Raw genomic sequence first — 13949 nt, forward strand, 5'->3', positions numbered from 1 at the left:
GCTGCCACGCCTTTTTGTGGTGGGGAGGGGTTGGAGGGCTTTTGGTTCTCTGGCTCCTCCCTTCTTTTTTTGCCCACCCTTGTGAACATGTGAAATCGGCTTTCGGGTGCCGTGGACGGCGGCGAGGCCGGTGCCGTGCGCGTGCTCCGGACAGCACAGCGGGCCCCGCCGAAATGCTGCGGCGGGGCCCGGGATTCGACGGGGAACCGACGCGGGTCAGGCGCCCGGGCCGAAGTTGTTCATGCTGCCGCCCGGGTTGACCGTGGCATCGCCGCGGTAGGCGTAGCCGCCGTAGGCCGCACCCTCCACGAAGGTCCAACCGCCCAGGCTCATCCCGTTCAGCGGCACGTACCAGCCGGCTGCGTTCGGGTCCTCGTAGGCGCGCAGCGAGAAGTGGATGTGCGCGCCCGTCGTTGAGCCGCCCGCGCAGAGGCTGTTGCCCTGGGTGCCTAGGTAGTGTCCTTCGGCGATGTCGTTGCCGGGCAGCTGCTGGTAGTCCTCCAGGTGGTAGTAGTCCGTCGAGTAGCCGTTGTCGTGGATGACGCGCGTCCAACCGGTGCACAGCGAATAGGCGTAGCCGCCCGCCGCCGCGCGCGCCTCGCCGGCGCCGCCGGCGAAGTCCACCGAGCTGTAGGGCGGGCCCGAGCTGAACCCGTGCGGGCCGCCCGTCATCACCATCGAGCTGCCGGTGGAGAACGGCAGCCCCACACCGGTCACCTGGGAGGCGGAAGCGCCGCCCGGTTCGGTCGCGGCGGCGAGTCCGCTGCGCTCCTCCTCGTCCAGTAGTGACGAGTCGGCGAGCAGGTCGGAGAAGACCGCGTCGCCTTCGAGGCCGACCGTCCAGGCGCCGCCCTCCAGTTCGGCGGCGAACAGCCACGCGTAGGGCTCGGCGCCCTCCTGCTTCGGCGCGGTCACCATGGCGACGCCGAACGCCGCCTCGCCGGCCGACTCGCGGATGTCCACCCGGACGTCGCGCCCCTGGGAGTCGAGCGCGGACAGCTGGGTGGAGCGCTCGTCGAGGACGTCGGTGACGACGGCGTCGGCGAGCCCGGATTCCGCGGATGCGGCGCCGTTCGCGGTGGGCAGGCCCGCTGCCGCGGTCTCGGAGGTCACCTCGACGTTGTCGGCGGTGCTGTAGGCGGTGGGGACAGGGTCAGCGGAGGCCGGGGCCGCCATGCCGAAGAGCAGAGCGGCCGAGGCGGCACCGAGCGGAACGAATCGGGCACGGCGAAGTAGGGAGCGGGGGATGGCAGCCACGGATTCCTCCAGGGGCGTCGAACGAGCGGGGAACGACACTGCGCCCAGCGCGGCGCAGCTACGGCAGAGTAACTACGCCCTCAAAGGCCGACAAGGGTCCCCGCTGGCTGCCTGCGCCCCAGCGTCTCCGCTGCTTCCGCTGCTTCCGGTCCGGCCGCGTTCGGTCAGCCCAGTGCCGCGATCCACGCGCTGGCGCGCTGGTGGAGTGTGCGGGCGGCCGCAAGCCGCTCCGGCTCCGGGGCGAGCAGCACCGAGTTGAAGGAGTGCGGCAGGCCCTCGTACTCGTCCAGGGTGACCTGCACGCCGGCAGCATCGGCGGCCCGGGCGAACCGGTGCGCGTCGTCGAGCAGTACCTCGCGGGTGCCCGCCCCGAGCAGCAGCGGAGGCAGCCCGGTCGGATCGCCGAACAGGGGCGACTGCGGCGCCGCGTCGGCCGGAGCCTCTTTGAGGTACTGGCTGCAGAGGGTGGACAGCGTGGTGGCGTCGATGAAGTCGCGGCCGTCATTGCTGCTGAGCGACGGGCTGGACAGGGTGAGGTCGGTGATCGGGGAGAACGCGATGGCGCCCGCGGGCATCGGCGTTCCCGCGTCGCGGAGGTACAGCAGCGCTGACAGCACCAGGGTGCCGCCCGCCGATTCACCGGACAGCACGACCTTCTCCGGCGGTACCCCCCGGTCGAGCACCCAGCGGTAGGCAGCGAGGACGTCCTCCAGCGCCGCCGGGTAGGGGTGCCGCGGGGCCAGTCGATAGGTGACCCCGAACGCCGGCCGGCCTGCGGCACGGGAGAGCCGGTACGCCATCAGCCGCTCCATCACTGGATCCCCCGCGGCGAATCCGCCGCCGTGGACGTAGAGGAGGACACCGTCGCCGGCGGTGGCCCCGCCGGCGGAGACCCACTGGCCGTGGATGCCGCCGCTGTGCGGCAGTGCCGCGGCGGTGTCGGCGTCCGCGGGCAGCGTGAAGGGGCTGCCGAAGAGCGACTGGAGCGCGTTCACGGCGGCGTTGGCGTCGGCGCTGGACAGGGCGATGCGCGAGTGGTCCATAGGCCGCCAATCCTGGTGCCGCGGCGGTCCGCAGGCAAGCTCCGCGGTGCGGCCTGGGATGATTTCGGTGCACCGGATACCGCGGTACCGCAGGCCCCGACCGTAAGGAACGCACGTTGGTCCCCACCGTCACGCTCAACAACGGAATCACGATGCCGCAGCTCGGCTTCGGCGTGTACAAGGTCGACGACGGCGAGGCGGAGCAGGCCGTCGGCATGGCGCTGGAGGCGGGCTACCGCAGCATCGACACCGCCACGCTGTACCGGAATGAGGCCGGCGTGGGCCGGGCCGTCGCCGGGTCGGGGTTGGACCGCGGCGACGTGTTCGTCACGACGAAGCTGTGGAACACCGACCAGGGCTACGACGCGGCACTGGCGGCGTTCGACGCATCGCTGGACCGGCTCGGCATGGACTACGTCGATCTGTACCTGATCCACTGGCCGTGCCCGGAGAAGGACCTCTACGTGGAGACGTGGCGAGCGCTGGAGCGGATCTACTCGGAGGGCCGGGCCCGCGCGATCGGCGTCTCCAACTTCCAGCCGGCCCACCTGGACCGGCTCCGCGCAGAGACGGCGACCGTCCCGGCCGTCAACCAGATCGAGCTGCACCCGCGCCTTCCGCAGGCAGAACTGCGCGCCTACGACGCCGGCGCGGGGATCGCCACCGAGGCGTGGAGCCCCCTCGCGCGGGCCCGCGGCCTGTTCGACGCGCCCCAGCTGCTGTCGGTGGCGCGCAAACACGAGCGGTCCCCGGCTCAGGTGGTGCTGCGCTGGCACCTCCAGCTCGGTGTCGTGGCCATCCCGAAGTCGGTCACCCCGGACCGCATCCGCGAGAACCTCGCCGTGTTCGACTTCGCCCTCGACCCCGCCGACATGGCCGCCCTCGCCGAACTGGAAACCGGCGAACGCGTCGGCTCCCACCCCGACACCGTCAACTGACCCGCGCACCCGGGAACCACGACGATTCCCGCGTACGCGGGGGTGCGGCTACCGGTTGACCTGGTAAATCCGACGCGTCAGTCCATTCCTGCATGCGGGGAGCTGCGTGGTGACGGCCGAAGTGACCGACGAGCAGGCCGGTCCATTCCCGCGTGTGCAGGAGCTGCAAGGGCTGAGCTGCGGCAATGTGTGGCGTTATCATAATGAGACTGAAGTGGCCAGGTTGTTGCCACGCGCGGGCGCGGGAGTGCACGGGCCATACGTCTCTGCGGGTGCGGTGCTGATGGCGGGTGACCGGATAGTGGCCGCAGCATATCTCCGGGCTCCGGGTGGCGGAGGGATCGACGGAGCCGCGGGCAGCAGCTGCCTGAGCTCGGGCGGGCGAGACCGACCGGCGGTGTCGGGATCGGTTCGGGGCGGGCGGGCGAGGCGGCGATCCGGGGGCCAGTGCGCGGGGTTCGGAATGTAGTTGAAAACTGAACTGTTGTGCCGGGTGTCAGCCCCGGGCCGCGGTGGTCCGCGGGAGCGCACCGGAGGAGGAGCCCATGGACGTCCGCCCGAGCGGGATCCACCATGTCACGGCCATTGCGAGCGATCCTCAGGCCAACGCCGACTTCTACCTGAACGCGCTGGGCATGCGCCTGGTCAAGAAGACCGTCAACTTCGACTCGCCCGAGACGTACCACCTGTACTACGGAGACCGGGACGGCAACCCGGGCACCGTCATGACGTTCTTCCCCTGGCCGGGCGCGCCCAAGGGGCGCGCCGGCGCCGGCCAGGCCACCACCACCTCGTTCTCCGTGCCCGAAAGCTCTCTCGGCTGGTGGAGCGGGCACCTGGCGCGGCTCGGTATCGAAGCCACCCGCCCCGCGGAGCGGATGGAGGAGGACGTCCTCCAGCTGCGGGACCCCGACGGCCTCGCGGTCGAGCTCGTCGCCTCCGCCGACGCGCACGACACCCAGCCGTGGGACGGCGCATCGGTGCCCGGCGAGCACGCCATCCGGGGCATCCGTGCGGTCACCCTCACCGAGCACGACGTCGAGGGCACCGCCGCGATGCTCGGCGGCACGCTCGGTTTCGACCTGGCCGAGGAGCGCGGCGGCCGGTTCCGCTTCCGCATCGGCGGCCAGCGCGACTCCGGCGTCGGCGGGGTCGTCGACGTGGTCGCCGACCGGAGCGCGCCGGAGGGGCTCGTCGCGGCCGGCACCGTGCACCACGTCGCCTACCGGGCGCCGGACACCGCCACCCAGGACGGCTGGCGGCGCTCTCTCGCCGACGGCGGGGTCGACGTGACCGAGATCCGCGACCGCTCCTACTTCACCTCCATTTACTTCCGCGAACCCGGCGGCGTGCTGCTGGAGATCGCGACCGACGGACCCGGCTTCGACTACGATGAGCCCCTCCTGCAGCTCGGCCGGTCGCTGCGGCTGCCCCCGTGGCTCGAACCGCGCCGCGCCGAGATCGAGAAGCACCTTCCGGAGCTGGTGGTATGAGCACCGAATCGCACGTCCACGTGCACCGCCCCGCCACGCGCCCCGGTGCGCCGACCCTCGTCCTGCTGCACGGCACCGGCGCCGACGAGCACGACCTGCTCGGGCTCGGCGCCGCCCTGGATGCCGGCGCCGGGCTGCTGTCGCCGCGCGGCAACGTCGACGAGAACGGCATGAACCGCTGGTTCCGGCGGATCCGCGAGGGCGTCTTCGATGTCGACGATGTGGAGCGCCGCGCCGGCGAGCTGGCGGAGTTCATCGGCGACGCGGTGGAGTCCTACGGACTCGACCCGCGCTCGCTGGTGGCCGCCGGCTTCTCCAACGGCGCCAACATCGCTGCTGCGCTGCTGCTGCTCCACCCCGGACTGCTGCGCGCCGCGGCGCTGTTCGCGTCTGCGCCGCCGCTTCAGGACCGGGAGCCGCCGTGGGTGGACCTGTCCGGGACCGACGTGTTCCTCGGCTCCGGAACCGCCGACCAGGTCACCCCGATCGGCGGTGCCCGCCGCCTCGCCGGGCAGCTGCGCGACCGCGGCGCCTACGTCGACGAGGTCGAGCACCCGGGTGGGCACGCGCTGCCGCCGGAGGTGGCGGCAGCCGCGCAGAAGTGGCTGGCGGGGCTGGCGTGAGTACCGAAGCGGAGCCGAGGGCTGCGGAGGCCGCGGACGGCCCGTGGCTGACTGCGCGCGAGCAGCGGGTGTGGCGCAGCTATCTGCGGGCGCAGTCGCGCATCGACACCGAGCTCGACGGCGGCCTGCGCCGCGGGTCCGGCCTGACCCTGGTCGAGTACGGGATTCTGGTAACCCTGTCGGAGTCGGCGGACCGGCGGATGCGGATGCGGCACCTGGCCGACAGCGTCCTGGTGTCGAAGAGCCGGCTGACCCACCAGATCGCGCGGCTGGAGTCGGCCGGCCACGTCCGCCGAGAGCCGTGCGAGGACGACCGCCGCGGGTTCTGGGCGGTCCTCACCGACTCCGGTCTCGCGGTGCTTCGGGCTGCGGCTCCAGCCCATGCCGCCCAGGTCCGCGCCCGCGTCTTCGACCGCCTCAGTCCGGCCCAGATGGCTGCGTTCGGCGAGATCATGGCGCTCCTCGAAGCAGACGAACCCTCGCCTGCGCCCGCCGCGGCCCCTCGCGGTGACGGCCCCGCGCAGTAGGAGCGGAACCGCACTGCGGCAGCGGGCGGCTGTGTGCCGCCGGTGAGAGGTGCGGGCCGATCGGCAGGCCCGCTGCGCAGCTGAGCCGTGCTCCCGCTGCATGCGGATCCCCGGGGCCCGGCCGCGGGGCGGTAGCCGCCGATGCGGCGGCCGCCCCCTGCTTCGGAGCCGGCACCCGCCGGCAGAACACGACCGCCCAGATCGTTGATGGAATGTGTGTCCTGGTCAGCGGTCGTCAGCGGTCGGCGACCGCTTGGCCGGGGTGCCGATCAGCCGGCTGTGCCCGATGGCCGCGTTCCGCGCCGCGATCCGCCGGCACGCCCCGGCCCGCAGTCCCGCAGCGGTGCGGGCGCCATGGGGCTCCAGCCCGAAGTGGTTCGTCAGCGTCCAGGCCGCCGCCCCGACCTGCCGGCGCCACCAGTCCGGGAACACCTTCACCTCCGTGGCCGCAGCTGGTCCACCGATCTCCCAGCAACGCCCTAGGCGCCGGGGCGCGAGGACGCCTCCAGTGCCAGTAGGGCGCGCTTGCGGTCGAGACCGCCCGCGTAGCCGGTCAGCGAGCCGTTGGCGCCGACGATGCGGTGGCAGGGAACGATGATCGGGATGGGGTTGCGGTTGTTGGCCCCGCCGACCGCGCGGGCCGCTCCCGGCGCGCCCAGGTCGGCCGCCAGCGCTCCGTACCCGCTGGTGGCGCCGTAGGGGATGGTCGTGAGCGCGGCCCACACTCGCAGCTGGAACGGCGTGCCCGCCGGCGCCAGCGCGACGGTGAACCGCGTCAGCTCGCCGGCGAAGTAGGCGCTCAGCTCGTCGGCCGCGGCCTGCAGCGAGGCGGGGTCGTGCACGGCGCCCTCGGGGGGAGCCGGGTCGAAATGGACGCCGGTCAGTGCGCGCCCGTCACCGCGCAGCAGCAGATCGCCGATCGGCGTGGCCACGACCGCGTATCGGCCGGGTCCCGGCTCCGGGGCGGTGAACTCCAGCGGGGCGGTGCGCTCCGCGGTGTCGCGGGCGGCCGCGGACGGTGCCGCGCCGGGCAGGTCGAGCGGCAGCTGGCCGTCGGACGCGGTGGTCTTGTTCACGGTGCAGTCCTTTCGGTGTCCTCCTGCACAGCGGCGTGCCAGAGGTAGTGCGTGGCGTAGGAGCGGTACGGGCCCCAGGCGCGGCCGCGCTCGGCGAGCGCGGCGTCGCTGCCGGAGGCGCCGAGCCGGTGCAGGCGGTCGCGGACGACCAGGTCGCGGTGGAGCAGCACGTCGGGGTCGCCGAGCACGCGCATGCGCACGGCGTCGGCGGTCCACGGCCCGATGCCGGGCAGGGCGAGCAGGGCGGCCGCCGCTTCGTCCCGGTCGGCGCCCGCGCCGAGGTCGACGGAGCCGGGCGTGCCGGGCGCCAGCGTGAGCGCGGCAGCCAGCGCCCGCACCCCGCGGGCTCGGCTGCGGGGCAGCGGCAGCTGTGCGGGGTCGGTGCCGGCGAGCACGGCTGGCGAGGGAAAGAGCCGCTGCACCCCGGGCGACACCGCGGCGAGCGCGGGCGGCAGCGGCGTGCCGAGGTCCGCGGCGATGCGCCCGGCAACCGTGCGGGCGGAGGCGACCGACACCTGCTGTCCGACGACGATGCGCGCCGCATACTCGGCGGCGTCGGCGGCGCCCGGCGCGCGCAGCCCCGGAACCGCCGCAACGGCAGGCGCCAGGAGCGGGTCCGCGGAAAGGACAGCGGCCACCGCGTCGGGATCGGTGTCGAGGTCGAACAGGCGGCGGCAGCGGTGCACGGCGGTGCCGAGGTCGCGCAGGTCGGTGAGGTGGAGCCGGCACTCCATGTGCGCGGTGCCCGGGGCAGGCCGGTCCACCTCGACGACCCCGGGGCCGTGCGGGAGCGCCAGAGCCCGCCGGTACCGGCGGGCGTCGACCTCCTCGACGCCGGGGACGGCGCGCGCCGCCAGGAAGGCGAACAGCGGTCCGTCGGCGAAGGGGCGGCGGAACGGGAGCCGGAGCGGTACGCCGCTCGGAGCGGTGGCGCTGGGTGCATGGGCGCGGCTGCGCAGCCGGGTGGGGCTTTCCGCGAAGACCTCGCGGACCGTGTCGTTGAACTGCCGGATGCTGGTGAAGCCGGCGGCGAAGGCGATGTCGCCCATCGGCAGGGCGGTGGTCTCGATGAGGATCCGCGCGGTGCGGGCGCGGCGGGCACGCGCCAGCGCGAGCGGCCCGGCCCCCAGTTCGGCGGTAACCATGCGGTTGAGCTGGCGCTCGCTGTAACCGAGCGCTGCCGCCAGGCCGCCGACCCCGTCCCGGTCCACAGCGCCGTCGGCCAGCAGCCGCATCGCCCGCCCGACCGCGTCGGCGCGCTCGTTCCACTCCGGCGATCCGGGAACCGCGTCGGGGCGGCACCGCTTGCAGGCGCGGAAGCCGTGCGCCTGGGCCGCAGCCGCCGAGGGCGCGAACCGGACGTTCTCCCGCCGCGGAGTCACTGCGGGGCAGCTCGGCCGGCAGTAGATCCGGGTGGTGGTGACGCAGGTGTAGAACACGCCGTCGAACCGCGCGTCGCGGCTGGAGACCGCGCGGTACCGCTGCTCATCGTCCATCCTCGTGGCCATCACGCCTTCCATTCTCGGTCACCCCGTGCGGCACTTCTGGCGGAAATCAGACATGGCCGTTTCGGTCCAGCCGGATCGCCCCCTCTCCGGTGGCGGCTTCGGCGGATCGGCGGCAGTGGGCGGGGTGCCGCCCCGCTGCTGAGCCGGCGGAGTCAGCACGGGGCGCTCGGCGGGTAGGAGATCCGCGTCGAACCGGGTGGTGGCGCGCGGGGGGAGCGCGCGCTGAACCGTGCCGCGCGTCGCCATGCCGCCCGCCTGCACTGGCCGCGCCCACCTGGGGCGCCGGAATGCCTTTTGGTGACCATGCCGGCTTCCGGCTCTGGCGGAAATCGGACGCGCTTGCGCGGTGTTCTGTCCGGGGCCTGGATGGTGGGGTGAGGACGTGGTGGGTGGGCAGCCGTCCTGTTCGCACCGCTCTGGCGCGCCCCTCGCTGCGTTCTCCCCGGTCGAGGAGGCGAGCAGGAAAAGCGGACCCGCACTGACCCCTTCGCCGGCCGTGCGACGGGTGCACCCGGCGAGACCGAGCGCGACGAACGCCACTCTGCGACCTCGGGCTGGTGGGTCGGCTGTGCGGGTGGCGCACTGTCCCGCTGCGGGCAGCTCGGCCGGTAGTAGATCCGCGGCGAACCGGGTGGTGGCTCGCAGGGGAACGCGCCGCCGTACCGAATTCCCGGTCGCCCCGAGCGGAACCCCAGCGGAAACCAGCCCCCCCCGGGGTGCCCTGCGGCGGGAGGTGCGCCCTGTTCTGCTGTCACGGGCGCGGCGGGGTCTGCGGTATCCCTTCGGAAGCGGGCGTGCCGGCTCTGCGGATCAGGTGGGCGCGGTACGGAGCAGCTCGTCCGGCAGCGGAGCCGGTGCCGGCCTCGCGGCGGTCGAGCCGGGAGACGTGCTCCCGAACCGTGCGCCGCGCCCTGCTGTTCCGCGGTAGCGCTGGTCACCGCTCTCCCCATGGTTCAGGCGCCCCCGTTCCGGGCTCTCCGGCGCAGGACCTGGGGCGGACTCGGTTGCGCGGTGCCCCCACTGCGGGAAACGCGCCATTCTGCGGTTCCGGGCAGGCGGACAGCGGGCCGCGGCCAGCGAGGTCCGCTCGCTGCGGATGTGGTGGCGCGCGGCAGGAACGCGGCGCCATGCCGCGCGGCGGTGCTGTTCATCGCCCGCCGCCGGATCACCTCCAGATTCGCTCGCGCTGAGCGGATCGCCGAGCGGGAGCCGGACACGGCTGCTCCCGCCTGCCGTCAGAATCCCTCGTGCCGCAGCCGGGGGCAACGGGTGGTTCGCGACCTGTGGACAACCGGGACCGCGGGCCGGCGCACCTGCGCGCCTGCGGCGCCAACGCCGGCGGTGGGTAGTCTGGGGGTGCGGCACCGAGTGCCGGCTGCTCCGGAGACCCGTTGAGCGAGGCGCCGCCGCTGTCCACGGCCGATCGGCCGTTCCCGCTGTGTTCCAGCGCAATTCCCGCTGTGCCGTGTGCTGCCGTGCTGCGCTCGTCGAAGGGGAACTATGCGCTCGCCACTCTCTCCAGTTCCACCCGCCCGGTGGTCGGTCCTGGCCTTCGGGCTGGGTGCGTTCGCCGTGCAGGCGGACTCGTTCGCGCTGAGCTCGGCGCTGCCCGCGGCAGGGGCCGACCTGGGTGTGCCGCCGGACCGGCTGGCGCCCGCCGTCGGCGTCTACCTCCTCGCGTGCACCGCGGCCATGGTGCCGGCCGGCCGGATCGGCGACTCCGCCGGCCACGGGCGCGTCCTCGCTGCGGCGCTCGCCCTGTTCGGAGCGGCCTCCGCGCTCTGCGCGGTGGCCCCCGGCGCGGTGGAGCTGGCGGCCTTCCGCGCCTTCCAGGGGCTGGGCGGCGGCGCGGTGATGGCGTCCGGGCTGGCGCTTGTCGGCGGCGACGCCCGCGCCGCCGGCCGCGCGCTGGGCTGGGCGGCGACCGCGACCGTCCTCGGCCCGGCCCTCGGCGGCCTCGCCGCGGCGACGGTCGGCTGGCGCTGGCTCTTCGCCGCCGCGGTGCCGGTCGCCGCTCTGGCCCTCGCGGCTGCTCTCGCCGGAGACCGCGGCCCGCACAGCGGTGCGGCCCGCGCGCCTTCCGGCGGCGGGCGCCCGCTCGTCCGGGGCCGGGCGGAGCAGGTCCGCGGCGAGCGCCGCCCGGCCGGGCTGCTGCGCAACGGCCCGTTCCTGCGGGCCACGGCGGCCGCGGCAGCCGCGAATGCGGCGACGGTGGTGTGGCTGTTCGCGGGCCCGATCCTGCTGCAGGGCCCGGCCGGCGCCGAAGCCGGTGCGGCGGGGGCGCTCTTCGCAGCCGCGTGCCTCGCCCACGCGGCGGGAGCCCCCCTGGCGGGGCGGTGGGCGGCCCGGGCGCAGAGGCCGCTGGCGGGGCGCGTCCTGGCGGTGTCAGCCGCCGGGGCCCTCCCCCTCGCAGCGCTGTCCGCGGCGCCCGTTCTCGGAGCGGTCCCCGCCGCCGCCGTGCTGGCCTGCTCCGGCCTTGCCCTGGGCGCGGCCAATGCCCTCGGGCTGCTCGCCGCACGCGCCGCGGCCCCGGCCCACGCCGCCGGCGCCGCCGCGGGGACCGCCAAGGCCGCGGTCACGGCCGCGGGAGCGCTGCCGATGCTGCTCCTCTAGCGGCCCTCGGGGTCGCGCGCCGCCCGCCGCGGAGACGCGCGCCTCAGCTCTCCGGCTCGTCGCCGGCGGCGAGATCGGTCAGATAGGCCAGGTAGAGCGGGCGGAGCTCCTCCTGGGTGGTGGAGGCGTGCTCGTCGAGGGCCTCGCTGACTTGGGCGAGGGCCGAGGAAAGCGTCTCCGGGCCCGGGTCGAGGTGGCCGGCGGCCGCCTCGGCGGCGGGTACGGATTTGATCAGGCGCCAGAAGAACTGCAGGTCCCACCGGCGGCGGGCCTCGTCGAAGGCGCGGTCGCGCAGGTCCTCTGTGCTGAGCCGGTCGAGCCCGGCCGCGTCGTCGTCCATGCCGGACAGATACCCGTGGCCCGCTCCGTTCAACAGAAGGTGACCTGGGTTACGCTGGGCGGCAGGACGAATCGGGCAGATCCGGCCACGGCGGGCGCCGTGCGGTCCGGGGTCGGCGTGCGGACAGGGAGAGCCATGGGCGTCAGGGTCGTCATCGCCAAGCCGGGGCTGGACGGGCACGACCGCGGGGTCAAGGTGGTCGCCCGCGCACTCCGCGACGCCGGCGTCGAAGTCGTCTACACGGGCCTGCGGCAGACCCCGGAGATGATCGTCGCCGCCGCACTCCAGGAGGACGCCGACGCCGTCGGCCTCTCCGTCCTCTCCGGCGCCCACATGACGATGTTCCGCCGCGTCATCGAGCTCCTCAAGGAGAACGGGGCCGCCGACATCCAGGTCTTCGGCGGCGGCATCATCCCCGAAGAGGACCTGCCCGAGCTGGAGCGCATGGGGGTCGCCAAGGTCTTCACCCCCGGCGCCACCACCGAGGAGATCGGCTCCTGGGTGCGCGACAACATCACGGCTCTGCACGCCGCGGGCTGACCCGGCGCGCACCCCTCCGCCGGGCCTGCCGCCCCGGATCGCCGCAGGCCGGGTGTACCCCGCCGTGCGTTCGGGGAGCGCGCGGCGGATAGGATCGCCGTTTTGTGCCCGATATCGGACTTGACGTCCTCCTTCTCCTTGCTGCCGCCGCCATCGCGGCCGGCTGGGTCGACGCCGTAGTCGGCGGTGGCGGCCTCCTGCTGCTCCCCGCGCTCATGGTCGCCCTCCCCGGCGCCCCGGCCGCGCAGCTGCTCGGTACGAACAAGCTCGCCGCGATCTTCGGTACCGCCTCGGCGGCGTTCGCGTTCCTCCGCAGCGGCCTCCGCCCCAGCATGCGGATCACTCTCCCCGCCGCCGGGCTGGCCCTCGCGGGCGCCGGGGCCGGTGCCGCACTGGCCAGTGCGATCTCCTCGGACGCGCTGCGCCCCATCGTGATCGCGGTCCTCGCGGTGGTGCTCGCCGTCGTCATCCTGCGGCCCTCGCTCGGTGCGCCCGCCGATGCCCAGCCGCCCGGCCGAGGCCGCACCATCGCGGCGATCCTGCTGGTCGGCGTCGGAATCGCGTTCTACGACGGCATCGTCGGCCCCGGGACCGGGACGTTCCTGGTCCTCGCCCTGTCCGCGGTCGCGCGGATGGACTTCGTGTCGGCGTCGGCGTCGGCGAAGATCGTCAACACCGCCACCAACCTCGGTGCACTCGCCGTGTTCGCCGCCCAGGGCAGCGTGCTGTGGGCGCTCGGCCTTCTGCTCGCCGTCGGCAACATCGCCGGTGCGCAGGTCGGTGCGCGGATGGCGCTGGCACGCGGGACCGGTTTCGTGCGCGCCGTGCTGGTGGTCGTGGTCGCCGCCCTGCTGGTCCGGATGGCTGTGGAGGAGATCACCGGCGTCCTGTGACCGCGCGTCACCGCAGCACGCCGCGGATTCCCGCGTTCCGGGCTGCGGGCACTGTGAGCAGCGATGTGACTGGTCACACCAATTCTCATGCGAGTCCCTGGCAGCGGCCGGGGATACGCGGCCGCAGCGCCGCTGAATCCGGCACCGTGGCCGGTCACGGCGCACCCGGTGGCCGTTTGCGACCCCTGCACGGACTAAGCTTCCGCATGGTGCGGATGGATTCCCGGGCTCTGTTCGAGCCGCCGGAGTGACACGACCACCGCAGACCACTGCAGCCAGCGATCAACAAGGACGGACCCTCGTGGACCTGTTCGAATACCAGGCGAAGGCACTCTTCGCGGAGCACGGGGTGCCGGTGCCCCAGGGAAAGGTGGCGAGCACGGCCGCTGAGGCCCGTGCGATCGCCGACGAGTTCGCCGCGGCCGGCACCAACCGCGTCGTCGTCAAGGCGCAGGTGAAGGCCGGCGGCCGCGGCAAGGCCGGCGGCGTCAAGGTCGCCGACGGCCCCGAGGACGCAACGGCCAAGGCCGAGCAGATCCTCGGCATGGACATCAAGGGCCACACGGTCCACCGTGTCCTGGTCGAAGAGGCTAGCGACATCGCCGAGGAGTACTACTTCTCCTTCCTCCTGGACCGTGCCAACCGCACGTTCCTCTCGATCTGCTCCGCCGAGGGCGGCATGGAGATCGAAGAGGTCGCCGAGACCAACCCCGACGCCGTCGCCAAGGTCTCCATCAACCCCATCAACGGCGTCCCGGCCGACATCGCCGCGGACATCGTCGCCCAGGGCAAGCTGCCCGAGGCCGCCGCGCAGGGCGCCGCCGAGGTCGTCACCAAGCTGTGGGACGTCTTCGTCAAGAAGGACGCCACCCTGGTCGAGGTCAACCCGCTGATCCTCACCGGTGACGGCCGCGTCGTCGCTCTGGACGGCAAGGTGACCCTGGACGAGAACGCCGAGTTCCGCCAGGACCTCGACAGCCTCGCTTCCGCCGCCGAGGGCGACCCGCTCGAGGTCAAGGCGAAGGAGAAGGGCCTCAATTACGTCAAGCTTGACGGTGAGGTCGGGATTATCGGTAATGGTGCGGGTCTGGTCATGTC

Annotated in this window: 14 protein-coding genes; 8 read left to right on the plus strand and 6 right to left on the minus strand. The window is 73.7% G+C overall.

The features are described 5' to 3' along the window. Window positions 1-216: 216 nt before the first annotated feature. Window positions 217-1176, minus strand: a complete 960-nt coding sequence (locus ACYVGT_RS27345) for a peptidoglycan DD-metalloendopeptidase family protein (protein ID WP_460863583.1) — start codon at window positions 1174-1176, stop codon at window positions 217-219. A 245-nt stretch (window positions 1177-1421) separates the two neighbouring features. Continuing rightward, window positions 1422-2300 (minus strand): alpha/beta hydrolase, encoded by an 879-nt coding sequence (locus ACYVGT_RS27350; protein ID WP_460863561.1) that lies wholly within the window; start codon window positions 2298-2300, stop codon window positions 1422-1424. A gap of 152 nt (window positions 2301-2452) precedes the next feature. On the opposite strand from ACYVGT_RS27350, the gene ACYVGT_RS27355 reads away from it, so the two are divergent. The 4 genes from ACYVGT_RS27355 to ACYVGT_RS27370 all read left to right on the plus strand — a co-directional run bounded on the left by ACYVGT_RS27355 (window position 2453) and on the right by ACYVGT_RS27370 (window position 5881). After that, a complete protein-coding gene (locus tag ACYVGT_RS27355; protein ID WP_460863585.1) occupies window positions 2453-3238 on the plus strand; it encodes an aldo/keto reductase in 786 nt (261 codons plus the stop codon). A 545-nt stretch (window positions 3239-3783) separates the two neighbouring features. Continuing rightward, the gene (locus tag ACYVGT_RS27360; RefSeq protein ID WP_460863563.1) at window positions 3784-4731 is read left to right on the plus strand and encodes a VOC family protein; all 948 of its coding nucleotides are present in this window, start codon (window positions 3784-3786) and stop codon (window positions 4729-4731) included. Further along, on the plus strand, window positions 4728-5354 hold the full coding sequence (locus ACYVGT_RS27365; RefSeq protein ID WP_460863565.1) for an alpha/beta hydrolase: 627 nt from the start codon (window positions 4728-4730) through the stop codon (window positions 5352-5354). The genes ACYVGT_RS27360 and ACYVGT_RS27365 overlap by 4 nt, the downstream gene beginning before the upstream one ends. After that, entirely contained in the window at window positions 5351-5881 is a 531-nt protein-coding gene (locus tag ACYVGT_RS27370) for a MarR family winged helix-turn-helix transcriptional regulator (protein WP_460863567.1), read from the plus strand. Before ACYVGT_RS27365 ends, ACYVGT_RS27370 begins: the two co-directional genes overlap by 4 nt. A 225-nt stretch (window positions 5882-6106) precedes the next feature. Here the strand turns inward: ACYVGT_RS27370 and ACYVGT_RS27375 are convergent, their stop codons facing one another. Genes ACYVGT_RS27375 through ACYVGT_RS27385 form a run of 3 tightly spaced genes read right to left on the minus strand, consistent with a single transcriptional unit; the run spans window position 6107 to window position 8453 of the window. Then, the gene (locus ACYVGT_RS27375; RefSeq protein WP_460863569.1) at window positions 6107-6313 is read right to left on the minus strand and encodes a hypothetical protein; all 207 of its coding nucleotides are present in this window, start codon (window positions 6311-6313) and stop codon (window positions 6107-6109) included. Between the two features lie 47 nt (window positions 6314-6360). Beyond that, on the minus strand, window positions 6361-6957 hold the full coding sequence (locus tag ACYVGT_RS27380; RefSeq protein ID WP_460863572.1) for a methylated-DNA--[protein]-cysteine S-methyltransferase: 597 nt from the start codon (window positions 6955-6957) through the stop codon (window positions 6361-6363). Beyond that, entirely contained in the window at window positions 6954-8453 is a 1500-nt protein-coding gene (locus ACYVGT_RS27385) for a DNA-3-methyladenine glycosylase 2 family protein (RefSeq protein WP_460863587.1), read from the minus strand. Before ACYVGT_RS27385 ends, ACYVGT_RS27380 begins: the two co-directional genes overlap by 4 nt. A 1512-nt stretch (window positions 8454-9965) precedes the next feature. Here ACYVGT_RS27385 and ACYVGT_RS27390 point away from each other — a divergent pair. Next, on the plus strand, window positions 9966-11078 hold the full coding sequence (locus ACYVGT_RS27390; RefSeq protein ID WP_460863574.1) for an MFS transporter: 1113 nt from the start codon (window positions 9966-9968) through the stop codon (window positions 11076-11078). Window positions 11079-11121: 43 nt separating this feature from the next. On the opposite strand, the gene ACYVGT_RS27395 is transcribed toward ACYVGT_RS27390, so the two are convergent. After that, window positions 11122-11418, minus strand: coding sequence for a hypothetical protein (locus ACYVGT_RS27395; RefSeq protein ID WP_460863577.1), 297 nt, complete (start codon window positions 11416-11418; stop codon window positions 11122-11124). Between the two features lie 135 nt (window positions 11419-11553). On the opposite strand from ACYVGT_RS27395, the gene ACYVGT_RS27400 reads away from it, so the two are divergent. The 3 genes from ACYVGT_RS27400 to ACYVGT_RS27410 form a co-directional block, all read left to right on the plus strand. After that, window positions 11554-11958 (plus strand): cobalamin B12-binding domain-containing protein, encoded by a 405-nt coding sequence (locus ACYVGT_RS27400; RefSeq protein ID WP_460863579.1) that lies wholly within the window; start codon window positions 11554-11556, stop codon window positions 11956-11958. Between the two features lie 113 nt (window positions 11959-12071). Further along, window positions 12072-12851, plus strand: a complete 780-nt coding sequence (locus ACYVGT_RS27405; RefSeq protein ID WP_460863589.1) for a TSUP family transporter — start codon at window positions 12072-12074, stop codon at window positions 12849-12851. Window positions 12852-13152: 301 nt separating this feature from the next. After that, on the plus strand, window positions 13153-13949 hold a 797-nt coding region (locus ACYVGT_RS27410; protein WP_460863581.1), incomplete at its 3' end, for an ATP-grasp domain-containing protein.

The sequence above is a fragment of the Nocardiopsis coralliicola genome (assembly GCF_054779695.1).